The organism is Cryobacterium levicorallinum, from assembly GCF_004402405.1.
Taxonomy (GTDB): domain Bacteria; phylum Actinomycetota; class Actinomycetes; order Actinomycetales; family Microbacteriaceae; genus Cryobacterium; species Cryobacterium levicorallinum.
The window spans coordinates 127480-142909 of record NZ_SOFE01000023.1; the positions used below are offsets into that span (position 1 = coordinate 127480).

At 64.3% G+C, this 15430-nt stretch carries 14 protein-coding genes; 1 reads left to right on the forward strand and 13 read right to left on the reverse strand.

Features of this window, described 5'->3' with window-relative positions; genetic code table 11:
* Positions 1-635: 635 nt before the first annotated feature.
* From E3O11_RS12705 to E3O11_RS12755, 11 genes are all read right to left on the reverse strand, one after another.
* The gene (locus tag E3O11_RS12705) at positions 636-1274 is read right to left on the reverse strand and encodes a DUF4913 domain-containing protein (RefSeq protein WP_241994717.1); all 639 of its coding nucleotides are present in this window, start codon (positions 1272-1274) and stop codon (positions 636-638) included.
* A gap of 8 nt (positions 1275-1282) precedes the next feature.
* Complete coding sequence (locus E3O11_RS12710; protein WP_092449074.1) at positions 1283-1744, reverse strand: single-stranded DNA-binding protein; 462 nt, start codon at positions 1742-1744, stop codon at positions 1283-1285.
* Positions 1745-1985: 241 nt separating this feature from the next.
* Entirely contained in the window at positions 1986-2831 is an 846-nt protein-coding gene (locus tag E3O11_RS12715) for a hypothetical protein (RefSeq protein WP_134495558.1), read from the reverse strand.
* Positions 2832-3128: 297 nt separating this feature from the next.
* Complete coding sequence (locus E3O11_RS12720; RefSeq protein ID WP_092449072.1) at positions 3129-4940, reverse strand: type IV secretory system conjugative DNA transfer family protein; 1812 nt, start codon at positions 4938-4940, stop codon at positions 3129-3131.
* A 27-nt stretch (positions 4941-4967) separates the two neighbouring features.
* Complete coding sequence (gene dprA / locus E3O11_RS12725) at positions 4968-5966, reverse strand: DNA-processing protein DprA (RefSeq protein WP_092449071.1); 999 nt, start codon at positions 5964-5966, stop codon at positions 4968-4970.
* Positions 5967-6021: 55 nt separating this feature from the next.
* A complete protein-coding gene (locus E3O11_RS12730; protein WP_092449070.1) occupies positions 6022-7509 on the reverse strand; it encodes an ATP-binding protein in 1488 nt (495 codons plus the stop codon).
* Positions 7506-7937 (reverse strand): hypothetical protein, encoded by a 432-nt coding sequence (locus E3O11_RS12735; protein ID WP_092449069.1) that lies wholly within the window; start codon positions 7935-7937, stop codon positions 7506-7508. The genes E3O11_RS12730 and E3O11_RS12735 overlap by 4 nt, the downstream gene beginning before the upstream one ends.
* 44 nt (positions 7938-7981) lie before the next feature.
* On the reverse strand, positions 7982-9445 hold the full coding sequence (locus E3O11_RS12740) for an SCO6880 family protein (RefSeq protein WP_092449068.1): 1464 nt from the start codon (positions 9443-9445) through the stop codon (positions 7982-7984).
* 2 nt (positions 9446-9447) lie between these two features.
* A complete protein-coding gene (locus tag E3O11_RS17685) occupies positions 9448-10776 on the reverse strand; it encodes a TrbL/VirB6 family protein (RefSeq protein ID WP_092449067.1) in 1329 nt (442 codons plus the stop codon).
* 29 nt (positions 10777-10805) lie between these two features.
* Positions 10806-11075 (reverse strand): DUF6112 family protein, encoded by a 270-nt coding sequence (locus tag E3O11_RS12750; protein WP_092449066.1) that lies wholly within the window; start codon positions 11073-11075, stop codon positions 10806-10808.
* A 560-nt stretch (positions 11076-11635) separates the two neighbouring features.
* Complete coding sequence (locus tag E3O11_RS12755; protein ID WP_092449065.1) at positions 11636-12142, reverse strand: NYN domain-containing protein; 507 nt, start codon at positions 12140-12142, stop codon at positions 11636-11638.
* Positions 12143-12245: 103 nt separating this feature from the next.
* Between E3O11_RS12755 and E3O11_RS12760 the strand changes: the two genes are divergently transcribed.
* Entirely contained in the window at positions 12246-13982 is a 1737-nt protein-coding gene (locus E3O11_RS12760; RefSeq protein ID WP_134495562.1) for a hypothetical protein, read from the forward strand.
* Between the two features lie 10 nt (positions 13983-13992).
* On the opposite strand, the gene E3O11_RS12765 is transcribed toward E3O11_RS12760, so the two are convergent.
* On the reverse strand, positions 13993-14259 hold the full coding sequence (locus tag E3O11_RS12765; RefSeq protein ID WP_092449063.1) for a DUF6112 family protein: 267 nt from the start codon (positions 14257-14259) through the stop codon (positions 13993-13995).
* Position 14260: 1 nt separating this feature from the next.
* Positions 14261-15421 carry a M23 family metallopeptidase gene (locus E3O11_RS12770; protein WP_092449062.1) on the reverse strand — a complete coding sequence of 387 codons (1161 nt, stop codon included), beginning with the start codon at positions 15419-15421 and terminating at the stop codon, positions 14261-14263.
* Positions 15422-15430: the final 9 nt, after the last annotated feature.

A 15430-nucleotide genomic window follows, 5' to 3' on the forward strand; every position in this document is an offset into this window, starting at 1 on the left:
CGCTGAGCATGACAACCCCGAGGTTCCTCGGGTGAGCCGAGGTCTCGGGGTTGTGGGCGCCAAACTTTGCGGGAGTGGTGCTTCGATTCTAGACCGTTCAGGTGGGGCAGGGTCAAAAGGACCCTCCCCATCGGCTCTTGATGGTCAGTATTGAAAGGAGGGCTCTATGGCCCTACACACCGTTACCTGCCCGAAATGCCGCCGGAAGCTTGGTCCCTTTGGTGCATATCGCCCTGGGCTCATTCGCTGTGCGCACTGCGGGACGGCGTTCAACCTTCGCTAGATAACCGCGAGGCGGCGGACTCTCCTACGGGAGCCCGCCGCCTGATTCCGAATCTCAAGGATTTCTGACGGAAGAAACCGTATTGCCGGGCGATCAGTCCCCGCGTGACGCGCCCAGCGAGTGCAGTATGACTCGAGCGGGTGCGGCAGGTACGCTCACGGTCGCCGAGCTGTACTTGCGATTCAAGGAACATTCATCGTAGTGGCCAGGTGCGCGCGCCAAGTACGGATGGTGCGATCACGCTAGCAGTCGACTTTACTGCCGCGCTCGGTTAGGACGCATCGCGTCGGCGGACCGCTTCGAGGTAGCTCCGCAGGTCCGCCGCCCAGTGGTCGGTGCCTCTGAGCTGGCGCTAGCGGACGGTCTGCTTGTCGCGGGCGAGTTCATCTACTGAGCCTAACAAGGTGGTCTGCGGTAGGTCGTGGGATGATGAATGAGACTCGCCGCGAGCATAGAAGTCGGCCTCGGCCTCCCGGCGCTTGGCGACGTCGTCGATGACGAACCGGGCAAAGTCCTTGTCGCGGTCGCCGATCGGGATGTCCTCGACCGCGTCCGTGGGCAGTTCTCCTGGCCAGGAGGTCTGTCGAGTGGGGCGGTCGCGGTCAAGGTGCGTGCCGGATGTTGCCGCCCAGTCGTGGAGGCGTTGGCGGGCGTCGGCGAAGTCGCGGTGCCAGCCGAAGGGGGCTGAGCCGTGCTGGTCGGGGTCGTAGGCGCAGAGCCAGTGAAGGTGGAGGGCGGAGAGTTCCCAGACGAGTTCAGGGTGCCGGTGCCAGAACGGTGGTACGACGGACGCTGGGAGCCCATACGTCCGTCGTAGCCAGTTCACCCACCGGTTGAGTTCGATCCATTCGGTTTCGGCTTCGTCCGCGGTGAGGAGGTTCCAATTGATCGGATGCGGCGGCTCTGCGACGAGTGGCCCGTCGAGGTCGTCTGACTCCTCGCCGAGCGGGGCATCACCGCCGGGCGGCCACTCAATCGGGAGTTCTACCATCGCCGCGCTCAGATCCCGAGTACTGAGGAGCCGGTGCGAACGGGCGTTGCCTCTGCAGAAATGACCTGCTGGACGGCCGACGCGTCCCGCTCGGGACCGGTGGCTGAGCGGCGTGTTTTTCGGTCGACGTCGTAGTTGGTGCGGGCGAGGTCGTGACCGATTTTCTTCGCGATGAACTCCTCACGCTGGATGATCTCGCCGTCGCGCTCGATCTCAAAGTTGCGAACGTAGCCTTCGGCGATGAAGCTGTCGCCCTTGGCGAACCGTGTGAGCGCCCGGTCGGCGGTGGCGCGGTAGGCGACGAGGTCGTGGAAGGTCGGCTCGAGCACGGTAAAACTGCCATTGTCCTCGCGACGAAAGTGCGGCTGGCCGATGCGGACGCTGAAACGGGTTTCACCGTTCTCGGTGACCGATTGCTGCGCCTCCGAGGCGATGAAACCTGACAACGATTGCTGTGTGTGAAGTGTCATAGGACTGATCCTCCTGTGATTTGGGCGGAAGGTCTTGATCCGCACTCAATAGGAGGTGCGCCGCGCGCTCCCACGGCGGGAAGGTTCCAACGCAGCGTCCACACATTTCTGACCTCGCTGGTATTCGGTGTGCTGCGCGTCACCATCGGGTTCAGGATCTGCCCGGGCATCCTCGTGCTGCAGTTGTCGACCTAGATGCTCGCTCGAGCGCTCGCTCATATGTCAGCGAGCGTCAAGGAAACTAGTTTCTGACGGAGGCGAGCACGTAATCAAAGATGGATCTGGTCATTCCGATAGTGCTCATGTGGCCGAAGGGATCGCCGGGATCATGCGCATGAAAATGCGGAGCGCCAAACCCCGACGCGTGAACCTCATGTACATAGGAGTAGATGAGCTGTGACGCAGCAGGGGCCTCGGGGTATAGCAGCGGTTCAAGATCACGCCGCATCGCTGCGAGGTCGTCCAAAGCCACATTCGCGAGCTGCATAAGCTCCGGGTCTTCTGCCATGGCCCGCACCTCACCCCGAACGGCAGTCTTCGCGTCTGAAGCCGCAAATCGATCACGGCTGAGATTGATCGAGACTGCGGCGGAGGTGGTTCCGTCCGCAGCCATTGTGCTCTTCGATCCAAGGGTAGTTAGCCCTTTAGACCCGTGGACCAAAGCGTTTCTCAACGAATAGATGATGCGGTAGGCCTGCGACCCGTCGTAGGTCCTATTGAAAATCGCTTTCGCCGATGCTTCCGCGGTCGGATCTTTGCGTTTTTGGATCGTGGTCAGCACGAACTCTTCGTGCATTCGCACGGCTGAACTCACTGAGACGATTCGATACTCAAGTTCGGGTCCCCAGATCTCAACTTTTCGTGATTCGTCCAGATCCCCAAGGCGCTGACTGAGATCGATGAATGTTCTCGCCATATCGCGGCGAGCCAATTCTGAGAACGAGGTGGGGCCAGTCAGGACGTCGAGTACAGTCTTGATCGCGTGGCGCACGGCGTCGTACTCGTCATCTGACAGCATGCGAATCGGGTGGAACTCAATTTCGCCCGGTCCTTCGCCTTCGTATCCGTAGAGCCACTTTTCCTGCACAGAAGTCAGTGTCCCGCGTTGGCCAGCCTCAGTGCAACCAATCCTCTCCGCGATAGGCGCAAGGCACCCGAAGTCGACGATGAGTCCACCGAACCTCGACACCCTCCAATAAATCGACACCCCCGCTCACGCCGGGGGTATAACCGCGGGAGTGACCGGCCCAATCGTCGTAAGTACTGGATCCACTTCGGTCAAATACCCGGCACGCCGAGCAGGCAACCAGGAGTGGAACTTCCTAGCCGTGACACCTTGTGGATGGTGGTCGGTCGCGACCTGTGAGCTCGTAGGGTAACGGAGTCACTCCGCAGCGCCGGCCGACTGTTCCGCGGGCTCGTCGGGAGTCGGCGAGCGCATCAATCCTTCGATTTCCTCCCGGTTGGCGCGCAGCGCCTTTGCGTCGGGGCGTGTGGTCCACATGTGCAGGCTCGCGATGATGGGTGGGGCCGCGCGGAGCATGATGAGTCCGGTGCCGAATGGCAGGGTGCGGATGGTGTCGGGCGGCATGATCGGGACGCGGCGGATGGAGCGCTGCGCTGACCGTGAACCGCGGTCGCCGATCGTCGTGGAGTCAGTCGCCTCGTCGCGGTCGCCGATCAGGGTGGAGAGGTCGTGGAGGTCCTTTGAGTTGGATCCTCCGCCGAGCACGATCTTGACGATGGATGAATCCCAGATTGTGCCAGCCGCGTTGTCGCTCCATTTTGTGCGCGCCTGGGAGAGCGACTGCAGCACCGGCATGGTCGTGATGCCGGTGCCGCCGCCTTCGGCCATGAGGTTCGGAAGGGAGGGGAGAGGCGCCAGGTTGCCGATCTCGTCGAGCGCAAGCAACAACGGCGGGTCAAGTCGCGCACCCGCGCTGCGCGCGGCGATGCGGCGTGCGGTCTCGACCAGGTCCTCGACGAAAGCGGATACGAGAGCGGCTGAGTTGTTCGAGCCGGCGCCGGTGGCTAGAAGGTACAGGGTGCCGTTGCTGCGTAAGAAGCCTTCGGGGTCGAATCCCTCGCCTTCGCTCGGTGAGACGGCATCCAGCACGCGCGGGTCCGCCAGCGCGCCCAACGACAGGGAGACGCCCTGCCAGATGGAGTCGCGCGTGCGGGGATCGGCTTCGAGCATGGCCTGGAGGGAGTCGCCCCAGCCCGTGGCCGCGCCCGGGGTGCTCATTAGGATGGAGACCGCGTCGTGGGCTGCGGCCGGATCGAGGGTCCAGCGAAACAGCTCGGCGGGCTGGCAGCCGTCAAGCGCTGCCGCGTGCAGCAGGCATTGCAGGGCTGTGCGGGTTTTGGCTTCCCAGAATCCGCCCCCGTCGACTCCGCCGGCGGCTAGTCCGGTGCCGGCGGCGAGTCCTGACGCGCGGATCATCGCCGTGAGTGGGTCTTCGCAGCCGCGGATCGGCGACCACCGAAGTCCTACAGGCACGCCCGCTGCAAGCCGCTGGGGATCGAATACCGCCACCGGGCCAATCCGCTGCCGAGCGCGAAGAGTTGTCGTCAGGTTGTCGGGGCGAGTGGACGTGGTCACGACCGGGCCGGGGGCGTCGAGGATGGCATTGATCACGATGTGCGCCCCTTTGCCGGAGCGCGGTGGACCGATGACCAGGATGGAGTCTTCGACGCTCGCCCAGACCGTGGTGTTGCGGGATCGGCCGATTCGGTAGCCGACGTCGCGGGGGCCGGCGTTCGTGAGGGAAGGTCGAAGGTGCGCCGCGCGCTTCATGAGCGCCGAGTGTGACGCGGCCCGTGATACCTCGGCACTCGTTGCGATACCCAGGATGCGGTGCGGGGCGACCTTAGTCGTGTGGCCCGTGCCTCGGAACACTCGCCATAACCAGAAGGCCGCCGTCACCGCCAGACCGAGTAACAGGATCGTAGTTAGCCAGTAGGCGACGGGGTTCAGGCCGGGTGCTTGCAGAGCCGCCGACGGATGCCCCGGGTCGAGTAGCACGGCAAGCCCGGTCGCTGGCCCGCCGGCAGGTTGCCGGGTGTTGGTCGCCCAGGCGGCGACGGCACCCGCGGCGCGGAGCAGGAGGGCGAAGCCCGCCGTACTGATCAGCAGTCCGATGCCCAGGTTGGCAAGCTCATCGCCAAGCGCAGGGTGCGGTCGCAGAGTGTTCATCGGTCCTGTCCCCGTTTGGCGGAAGAGTTAGAACGTTAGGTGAGGGCCGGTTCGGGTGAACCGTCTCGTGGGGGAGTAAGCGAAGGTCCGGTCTCCGGAGAAGCCGACTGTCGAGTCCAGCAGGTCCGTCACATCCTGTGCATCGGTGATGAGGCTCGCGATCCCTTCCTGGATCAGCCGATGGCAGCCGGCACTCGCCGGGCTTGTCACCGGGCCGGGAACAGCGCCGACCGGGCGCCCCAGGGCGTGGGCTTGAGCTGCGACGTTCAGCGAGCCGGCTCGGTGTCCTGCCTCCACAACGACGGTCGCGCCCGTGAGTGCAGCCAGGATCCGGTTGCGTTGCAGGAATCGCCACCGTGTTGGGGCGGAGCCGGGCGGTAGTTCGCTGATGAGCAGTCCGCCGCTCTGTTCGATGCGTTCGAAGAGCTGCTCGTGGCCGGTGGGGAAGAGCCGGTCGAGGCCGACGGCGAGCACGGCGATCGTCGAACCTGGATAGGACACGGTAGCTGCTCGATGCGCTGATTCGTCGATGCCGTAGGCACCCCCGGACACGATCGAGCGGCCTTGCGAGGCGAGATCGGAGGCGAGTTCGGTGGCGACCTGGCTGCCATAAGCTGTTGCGGCATGGGCGCCGACGATGGTAACTCGGGCGGGCAGCGGCGCCGCGAGTTGATTCGGGTTGCCCTTGAGCCAGAGCGCGATCGGCGCGCTCGTGCCGAGCTGTTGCAGCTCACCGGGCCAGTCGATGTCCTCTGGCGTCAGCAGCCGCAGATTGTGGCGCTCCATGTCGGCGCGGATGCGATCGACCTGGCCGGGGTTGAGGCGCGGAGCCAGTCGACGTCGCCACAGTTCGCCCTCTGCCGGGTCGATGCCGTTTGGAAGGCGCACGCCCGATGTGATTAGCTGCACGGTCTCGGCCGCGCCGAGTCGGGCGATCAAGGTTCCGGTGATGACGTCACCGGGTTCGGACAGCGCCGCGAGCATCATCCTCGCTTCTCGCTCGTCTTCCAAGACTCTCTCGGCCATGGCACGGCCTCCTCACTTTGACTGCAAGGTGCGCTTTGGGCACCGCACGCGATTACTAAACTCCGGTCATCCGGGAGGTCGTGTCGAAGGCCGCGAGCTCGTCGGGGTGGAGTTGATGTTGCACAACGAAGCTGCGGCCCTTGATGCGCCAGAGCCCTTGCCCGGTGCCGAGCGTGGGGAGCAGCTTCTGCTCGGTGCGGGTGAGTCCGAGAGCGGATGCGGTGGAGCCGAGTTGGTCCGGTTCCTGGCGGTAAACGATGCGAGTCTCGGCGTTGGCCAGCAGTGACGACGCGAGTGCGCGCATGGCGGATCCTGAGTCGCCGACGTTGTCGAGGTCGCTGAGCTTGTGGAAGATGAGCATGTTGGCGATGCCGAAGTGGCGGGCGAGCCGCCACTGGGCATCCATTCGTCGTAGCAGGGCCGGGTACGCCATGAGCCGCCAGGCCTCGTCGTAGATGACCCAGCGCTGGCCGCCGGCCGGGTCGGCGAGGGCGGATTCCATCCACGCCGATGAGCATGTCATCAGCACGGAGATGAGGGTCGAGTTTTCGGCCACCCGCGACAGGTCGAGCGACACCATCGGAAGCGAGGGGTCAAAGCGCACGGTGGACGGTCCGTCGAAGAGCCCGGCGAGGTCACCGGCCACCAGCCGTCGCAGCGCATGGCCAACAAGGCGTCCGTCCTCCGCGAGCCGGCCCTCGTCGTCCGTGGGGTTCGGGGCAAGGATGCGATCAACGACCATCGGCAGGATTGGTACCTTGGCGCTCCGCACAGCATCCGCTAACGCGAGGTCGATGGCCGTGTGTTCGAGGGGGCCGAGAGGTCGATCGAGCACCGTTTCCGCGAGAGCGCCGATCAGGTCGCGGCGCCGCGCGGTCAGTTGCGCCGACCATTCGGCATTGGAAGAGGATGCTGCCCGGTGTCCTTCGTCGAGTGGGTTGAGTCGGTTGCGAAGCCCATGGCCGAGGATGATTGCCTTGCCGCCGACGGCTTCGGCGACGGCGGTGTGCTCGCCCTTGGGATCGCCGGGCACGTAGACGCGGCGGCCGAAGGGGAGCGAGCGAGTATAGAGGGACTTCGCCAGGGACGATTTTCCAGAGCCGACGATGCCGGCCAGCACGATGTTCGGGGCGGTGATCAGGCCGCGCTGGTAGAGCACCCACGGGTCATAGACGAACGAACCGCCCGAGTAGAGGTCTTGCCCGACGAAGACGCCAGCCGAGCCGAGTCCCGCCTCGGCCAGAAACGGGTAGTGCCCCGAGAGCGTCGCTGATGTGTCCTGGTGCTTGGGGAGCCGAAGCAGCCCGGGCATCCGCAATTGGGCGGGACCCGATTCCCCGCTTGAGGCAAGATAGGCCCTCGATCGTGCTTCGTCCCGCTCGGCACGCCACCGGGTGTGCGCCTCGAGTTGCTTGGCCTTGCGGGCATCAGCTTCGATCTTGGCTGCAGATTGCCGACGGGCACGGCGGTCGCGGCGGGGCTCGCCGTGCGGTTCGACCAGCGCGGCTGTGTGCATCCGCTCGTCTGCGTCGGTGTTTCTCATAGCGCGACCGTGTGCCCTGCCATGTTCGTCGCCCGGTCCCGGGTGGGTGCCCAGATGTCGGCGCCGTGACGCGTTCGAATCGCGGGCGTGGTTGCTGGTGCCGGTGCGGGCTCCCAGTCGGGTGCGACCGGGTACCGGCGCAGGAGCGAGACGTACCGGAATTGCGTGCTGTAGGTGAGTGCGTACGGGGAGGCGGCGTCTTCGATGGTTCGGTCGGTCGTTCCGGCCGGAATGTGGTCGTAGACATACCCGTTCGTGAGCGCGGCCTCGGTGGTCTCCTCGCCGTGGTCCCACTCTCGGAGGAATTGGCTGGCCACGGTGGGTCCACTGCGGTTGATCATGCCGAGCACTTCCTCGGCGTGCTCGCCCTGGAGGAAGATGACGCTGATCCATCGGGAGTTTGGGGGTTGTGGATGTTGTTCGAACATGTCGGCTCCAATCGGGGTTCTCTGCACAACAGGAGTGCCACCGGTCACACGCTGCGGCACAGGGGGAGCGCTGCGGCGGTGAAGGCCTGGGCCTGCTGGCCGACGAGTCGGCGGGTTTCGCAGGATGCCTGGATGGCGGCCTGCTCGATCGACGCCACGGCGGCGTCAAGCTCGTCGAGGGTGGGCGCGGTCACGCATACGAGTCCGGTCGTGCGCAGTACGCCGTGGCCGGCGGTGAGGTCGGCCTCCTGGTGCAGGAGGTCGTCGTATTCGGCGGTGGCGCCGGCATCCGCTATTTGGCCGATGCGGGTGCGTTGGTGGGCGTCGCTGATCAGTTCGGTCTTCTTCTTGCGCAGGTCGCGCGCCGCCTGGTCGGTGCGGACGGGGAGGTAGTGCAGCGCGACTGTGCGGAGGATGCCGTTGGTGAAGACCAGGGGGGAGAGAAAACCGGGGAACACCTGCGACCTCGGCCATTCGCTGATCCACAGCACGGCGTGGAAGGCGCTGTCGGTGCGGAGGTGATCCCAGCTCTCGGCGACCGCGACCGGGCCGGCGGTTTCAAGCGAGCGCCCGATATCCGGGTGACGTTCCAAGTCGACGCCGACGTCGGGGTCGTACGCCGTGCGCAGTATTCTCGCGAGTTCGTCTGCGGTGAGCCAGGTACCCACGGTAAGGTCCGCTGCGCGCAGGGCCGCGGTGAGTGCGGTCATTTCCTGGCGCAGCACGGCTGCCGCGCCGCGCATACCGCCGCCTTGCGTGCGGACCTGACGGGAGGCTGCGGTGAGGTCGAGGGAGAGGCTGATTGTGGTCGCGTGGCGTTCGTTGGTGGGTCCGGCGCGCGCGATGAGTTCGCGGTAGGTGGCGGCTGCCCAACTGTCGTCGTTGCTGCCATGTCGTTCCCACCATTCGGTGAGTCCGGTGCCGGAATCGGGCAGCGTGCGTTCCGATACCTGGAGGCGTGCGATTCGCCCGGACCGGCAGGCGCCGGCGAGCACGCGGCCCCACCCGGCGACTCGGCGATGCTGTTCGCCGGGGTCGAGCAGGGCGAATGCTGGGTGCGATACCGCCACGACCGCGGTGAGAGTGCGCGCGTGCGGGTCGTGGATCATGACGGCGCCTGACTCGGGGTCGTTCCATTCGCGCAGAGCGGATGCGTCGCCTGGCAGAGACAGGGTGCCGACCGGTCGTGGGCGCACGATGCGGCGCCGGTAGGTGAGCTGCTCAGTGCCGGCGCGGAGCATCCACCGGCAGACGATCGGCACCCACTCGACGATCTTTCGGCCCCCGAGGGGAATGAGGGCGATCAACGCGGCGGTGCCCCACAGGGGAGCAGTCCAGGGAATGCCGGAGCCGCCAGTCGTGTAGAGCACGGTGACGATGGTGAGCGTGCCGATGGACAGAGCGATCAATTGCGGGACCGATAGGCCAAGCATGATGCCTCGTTTGGTGAGGCGTGAAAACTGCACGGCTGGCAGTGGGTATTCGGTGCGGGTATTTTCGGTGTCCATGACTACACGTCCTTGCCTGGTGGGGAGGAGGTCTCGGATGATGGCCGAGATGTGCTCGGGGCGGCGGCGTTGCTCGAAGACTGGCTGTGAGCATCCGCTACCTGGCCGACCGTGCTGGCCATGTTCGGGCCAGCCTGGGCAGCGGCCTTGACGACTTCCGCGACGACGGAGACGCCCGCGGTCGCCGCCCCTGCTGCGGCACCTGCGCCGGCCGTCCCAGCCTTGGCGGATGCGCCCTTGCTTGCAGCGGAACCGGCGCCCGATCCGCCGCTCGACGATGTGGGACCAGGCACTCCACCGCTCGATGAGGTTGTCGGGGCGGGGCCGCCTTGTGGTGCCTTTCCGTTTCCGCCGTCACCGTTAGGCTCGAGGATCTTCTTCGGGTCGTCGACCATCGGTGCTTTCGGTAACGGGACGGGCCGGTTCATCGCCGACTTCGCTTCCTGTTCGCTGGACATCGCGTGGTACATGTCGACCCCCAAGAAGTTGAGGAACTTGTAGGTGATATACGGGGCGAAGGCGGCGATGAACATCAAGACAATGCCGGCGATCGGATCGCTAACGGAGGCCAGGTCGGCATCGATCGGTGCCGAGACTTGCGCGACCGCCACCAGGAAGATCACGACGAGCACGAGTTTCGAGAGGATGAGGGCCATCACGAACGCGACCCATTTCGAGAACCATCCTTTGGCGGCATCCCAGGTCGCGCCGGCGAGCGCGATGGGCCCGAAGACGATCGCCACCAGCAAGAGCGCCTTGCGGATGAGGAGGGAGAACCAGACGATGGCCGCGCCGGTGATCGCGAGTGAGGACAGGAAGATGGTGACGATGGCGCCGACGCCGGGGGCTCCGAGGCTGATGGCTGTGAGGCCGGTGGCGAGGAGGGCGATGCGGTCGCCCATGCCTTCCATCGTGTTGCCGCTCGCGACGACGACTCCGATCGTGAGCTGATCCGTGATTTCGAGGAGCAGGCCAGTGATGGTGATGATGACAAATGATCCGAGTATCGACTTGGCGACGCCGATCGCGGCGCGGGAGAGCGCTGTCGGGTCGCGGTGAACGAGGCCGGTGAGAAGTTGAAGGCAGAACAACACCAGGGTGACGAAGACGGCCACGCCGAAGAGCACGTTGTAGACGTCGATGTACGCCGGGTCGGTGACGTCGACGAGCGTGGTGGAATCAAAAGCTGCCCAGACGGACTCGAACAGCCAGGCTGCGGCTGAGCCCATCGCATGCGCAAGCCAATCGAACGGCGCCGCGACCAATGCAGCGGCGCCTTCACCCGCAGTCCTGCAGACGTCGGCGATTACCGGCACGTCGCACACGCTCATCTGGAGCCCCGTTCAGGTGGGAATCGGGGTCAGACGGCTTGGCCGACGGTCCAGAAGAAGTTCACCAATGTGACGGCTGAGCCGCAGATGATGGCGGCGCCGCAGGCGACCAGCACGCCCACCTTGCCGCGCGAGGCGAGGTGCGGGTTGGACGAATTGGCGCCGAAGCCCCACACGATCGCCGCGATGATCAGCGCGAGCACGCTCAGGATCAGTCCGACGGTCATCACGGCGCCGACAATGATGCGCAGTTGCTCGATGCCGGGAAGCCCAGTCCCGTTCGGAATAATGTCAACCACAATCAGCTCCCTCAGTCGGTTGATGGGTACGACTGGGAGGTGCGCAGGCGTTACCGTGTTCGCGCAGGTGGGCGCCGAGCGTTCAAATTCTCAGCCCGGCTCTCCTAGACCGTCCTCAAGTCGAGCGCTTCTCGAAATTCATGGGTTGCGCGACGCAAGCGGGGCACGAGTTGCACTTACCGATTGCTTCGGTTGGCGGATTGGCAATCGCGGGAACGCTTCTAAGGCGCATTGCGTCAATACCGTCGCCAAGCGGCGATGGTTTTGCTACATGCCCACGCGACCGAGCTGGTAGCCGTCGAAATTGTTGTCACGGCCCCTACGAGAGCGTCGGGAACTTTCGAGCAGTTGCTTGCCGCCTCGCGCCAGGCATCATGAACCTCAGTGTCTGACAAAAAGCGAATTGCATGCTGTCCGAGGGTGATGAGCCGGGTCAGGTCGATCAGATTTCGAGGGGTGTGGAGCATTGTCATTGTGAACCTTTGTTTATGAGGAGCAGCCGACCTCTGGTTGGTCGGTGAGGTGTCGAATTGAACGTCAGGTTGCCATCCGTCGTCCGCTCAACCAGCGGCGCGGAATTCGGTGCGGACATTGGGGAGATGCGTCACCGTCGTCGCGGCGAGGCGCAGCGATTTGCTGAGATGGGTGGCATGGCTGATGACGTGGAGGTTAACGTGCGCAGCGAGTGGGATGAATGAATGGTCCCCACTGGCGACAACGATGTCCGTGGCGCCGCAGATTATGAAATCTCGCGCCGCTTCGAAAAGTGCGTCATCAGCTGCATCGGGTTTTGTCTCGACGAGTGTCAGCCCCCAATGTTGGAGGCCGACCAGATCCATGTAAGGGCGTAGCACGTTGATGCCCGTTGCCAGGCGAACGGGCATTCCGGACACCTGTGTGCCAATGGCGTTCAGGAGCACATGCATGTGTGCTGGCGACACATGCTCACCGGAAAAGATCGCGACGTTCTCAAGATCTACGATCGCGGCGAACTTCCGGTGCGTGCTCGGGAGGGACTCCGCGCCTGAGCGCGTAACGTCCTTTCTCGTTATCAGAGTTGTCATCATCTATCCCCATATCCTTATGTGCAGCGTGTTTAGCAATTAACTTGTGGGAACAATAGCATGAAATCCTTACTGTCGCCGCTTATAAGTGAGGTAGGATATGGCCATGACCCCCCAAGACGTAGTCGCCAATACTTCGCGGCTTCTCCGCTTCCAAAACGAGGTTGCTTATCTCGATCGGATGTGGCCGCCGGATGAAGAGGTGTTCTCGGACAACGACCTGTTGAACTCAAGAAATGGCGCGTTGATCGTCGCCTGGCTTTGGCCGACTTCGGACTACCGGCCAGAATTCGATCCGTTCGCTGACGCCTTGCGAGGGGACTGGGAGGAGAAACTGGGGAAGGAAACATTCGGAATCCGGCCTTCAGCTAGCACTGAGGATGGTCTCGAAGCAGCAAGCCGCGCAATCGACCATTCCCGTGAGAGTCGGCGCCTCATTGCCGCTAGACGCTTCGAGAGGATCATTGAGTCCACGGCCCGGGAAGCCGACCGCACAGCGGGCGAGGTTAAGACCCACCTCGTTTGGTCCGTCCCCTTGGCTCCACAGGAATTGGAACGACTGCTGGCCGGGGTGACTGCCTTCCCGTTCGCCATCATCGTCGGCATATGCGACGCACTTCGGCTCAAGTTCACAGATGGTTGGGACCTCGATGATGCGCGGCTCTTGGCGCGTCATATCGACCTCTCGGTTCGTGCCAGTGGGATCGCCAATCGCTTGCGCTTCCTCACGCTGGACAATCTGACGAGTGTCGAAAGTCGGCTTCCTCGACGAACCATTGATGCCGGGCAGTCGCAGGATCTTGACACTTATCGCGCCCCCGAGCTTGGTGGTCGATACTCGTCGCTCTACGAGGCACTCGCGGCCGATGAGCGGGACAGTCCTCAGTACTCCTTGGCCGAAATTAACCAACTACTTCTTGATGCAGGCGAACTGGGCTTGCCTGTTAGTGCACGGAAGGGCAGATCCTGGTGGGCAGGAAGTGGCACGAAGAGTGAAGGTCGCCCGCAGGTCAGCGCTTGGTGGGGGGCTGGTTACCGGGTTGAAAGTGTCTCAACCGAGCCCATCGATGGCGAAGTTCTGGATGTCAAATTTGAGGCGCTCCCAGGGCGGGCCGTATGGGTTGCCGACCCAGACGGGCGTCCATTGAGGGAGTATCGACCCCCCGGCCCCGTCAACGTCCGGATCTACCCGGATCCGGAGACATTAGACAATAAGCAGGCAGACCTTGACGAAAGGGTCTTGGCGATCGCTTCTCGATTCGACTTCGACCGCTTTCGAGAAGCGATGGTACCGGTTCTTGAAAACTTAGATAATTGGGCTCGGTTATACGTACCTGACGACCCCGAATTACGGTCCTTGACAGAGTTCCTTGACAGCGTTGGCGAGGCCGACCGCTTTCAGATCGAGCGTCACTTCATTCAGGTCAGGAACGAACCCGTCGCCGCGGCGTGGATAACGAATCTGTTGACGAGAGCCAGACGCCACGACTGGATCACCAACAAGGGCACGCGGAAGCGACCGCGATGGGCGGCGCTTCGGCTCAGAGCCTTGCTGCTCGATGGCATAGCCGAGAATCTCCGGCTGCCGGCCCCAGCCATAAATCCGAAGGATGCCGTTCCAGTGGATTTTCTCCTCCGTGTCGCGGAGTCTGTCGATCTACCGACTTCAGGTTCTTCCGTCACGGACGTCGCTCGTATGATCATTGAGTCGAAAGGTGGCGCGTGGCGATCTGGGTTTGAATCTGCGGACGAATCTGTGACGAGTTTGGGTCTGAAGGCGATTCTGGATGTGGTTGGCATGCGAATGCCTCCTGACGACGAAATCAAGTGGATTCGCGGGTGATACCGACCTTTCAGAGGGTCGAGCCGACGCCGAGCAGGAAGTTGACCCAGGCGACGCCGGCGCCCGCGAGGGCTGCTGCGCCACAGGCGACCCAGAGTCCGACCCGGGCTCGCGAGGCGGTCTGGAAATTGCCATTCGCCGACGCGAGTGCCCAAGTGACGCCGCTGATGATCATCATGAGTACTGACATGATCAGCACGAAGGTCAGCATCGCGCCGACGACGTTCTGCAATTCTGCTGCGCCGCCGACGGCTCCGAAGTCGGGGAATACGTCCATCTCAGTTCACCTTTCCGCATCCGGCCGCGCGGACCCCGGCGCCGGCCAAGCCGGCGGCACCGTGCTCGGTTAGCCAGTCCACGGCGTTGACTGCGGGTTTGCTCGCCCCGCCGGGGTGGATCTCGAGGTGGAGGTGCGGGCCGGTTGACTTGCCGGCAGAACCGACGTCGCCGATGTGTTGCCCGGCGGCCACCGTGTCGCCGGCCTCGACGTGAATTCCATAGTCGTAGAGGTGGGCGTAGTACGAGGTGACACGCACGCCGCCGACCGTGTGCTCGATGGTGATCAGCCCGCCGTAGGTGCCGCGTCGCGCCGCGAAACTGACGACACCGTCGGCGACCGCGAGGATGGGAGTGCCCAGCGGTGCCGCGAGGTCGCTGCCCGCGTGGAACTTCCGCGCGCCGCTGTAGGGGTCGGTGCGCCACCCGAAGCTGTCGGTGTTTGTGTACGTGCCGGAGGGAAGCGGGAACACCACGCGCGAGGTCTCGGCAATGGTCAACCCGGGGCCAACTGCGCTCGCCAAGGGCGCCCGCGTCAGTGCGGCGAGGACCGACTCGGCGACGGGCTGGAAGTTCTGGTACCGATCGGGGTAGGCGCTGACCTCGACCATCTGCGCGACCGCGCCCGGGTCGAGCGCCTGCCAGCCTGCGATATCGAGCAGCCCGCGTGGCGATCCGGCGTTGGGGCCAGAGGGCCCACCGAAGAATGCCTGTGCCTGGTACTCCGGGCGCATGAGTTCGGCGACTGTTCCCCAGCCCGACACCGGGCGCATTTGGAAGAGGCCCAGGGAGTCGTGATCGAAGCCGACCCCGTCGTTCGGGTACGCCGCGGACTCCGGATACGCGCTGGGGTTGGCGAGCATGCGCAGCGCCGAATCGGTGAGCGCGGCCATCAGCGCGATGAGCACTCCTGGTCGACCCACGTCGGCATACCGGGCGCCGATGGTCGTGATCGTGGCGGCATGGGTCAGCTGGGCACTTTTCAGGGTGATCGATCGGCCGTCTCGCGTTCGAGCGGACAGCGACTCGGGGATGATGCGGACGACGAGCGACCCCGATCCGCAGGAGGTCGCGGCCGGATTGGTGAGAGCGGCCACGCCCACCAGTCCGATGAGTGGGCCGGCGAGCATGAGCGCCGCGACGAGACCGATGAGCTTCTGCATCGCTCGGCC

Bases quoted from the DNA above. Each gene is read 5' to 3' on its own strand.
- E3O11_RS12705 (WP_241994717.1), bottom strand. From the start codon at position 1,274: ATGGTAGAACTCCCGATTGAGTGGCCGCCCGGCGGTGATGCCCCGCTC.
- E3O11_RS12710 (WP_092449074.1), bottom strand. From the start codon at position 1,744: ATGACACTTCACACACAGCAATCGTTGTCAGGTTTCATCGCCTCGGAG.
- E3O11_RS12720 (WP_092449072.1), bottom strand. From the start codon at position 4,940: ATGAACACTCTGCGACCGCACCCTGCGCTTGGCGATGAGCTTGCCAAC.
- dprA (WP_092449071.1), bottom strand. From the start codon at position 5,966: ATGGCCGAGAGAGTCTTGGAAGACGAGCGAGAAGCGAGGATGATGCTC.
- E3O11_RS12730 (WP_092449070.1), bottom strand. From the start codon at position 7,509: ATGAGAAACACCGACGCAGACGAGCGGATGCACACAGCCGCGCTGGTC.
- E3O11_RS12735 (WP_092449069.1), bottom strand. From the start codon at position 7,937: ATGTTCGAACAACATCCACAACCCCCAAACTCCCGATGGATCAGCGTC.
- E3O11_RS12740 (WP_092449068.1), bottom strand. From the start codon at position 9,445: ATGGACACCGAAAATACCCGCACCGAATACCCACTGCCAGCCGTGCAG.
- E3O11_RS17685 (WP_092449067.1), bottom strand. From the start codon at position 10,776: ATGAGCGTGTGCGACGTGCCGGTAATCGCCGACGTCTGCAGGACTGCG.
- E3O11_RS12755 (WP_092449065.1), bottom strand. From the start codon at position 12,142: ATGATGACAACTCTGATAACGAGAAAGGACGTTACGCGCTCAGGCGCG.
- E3O11_RS12760 (WP_134495562.1), top strand. From the start codon at position 12,246: ATGACCCCCCAAGACGTAGTCGCCAATACTTCGCGGCTTCTCCGCTTC.
- E3O11_RS12765 (WP_092449063.1), bottom strand. From the start codon at position 14,259: ATGGACGTATTCCCCGACTTCGGAGCCGTCGGCGGCGCAGCAGAATTG.
- E3O11_RS12770 (WP_092449062.1), bottom strand. From the start codon at position 15,421: ATGCAGAAGCTCATCGGTCTCGTCGCGGCGCTCATGCTCGCCGGCCCA.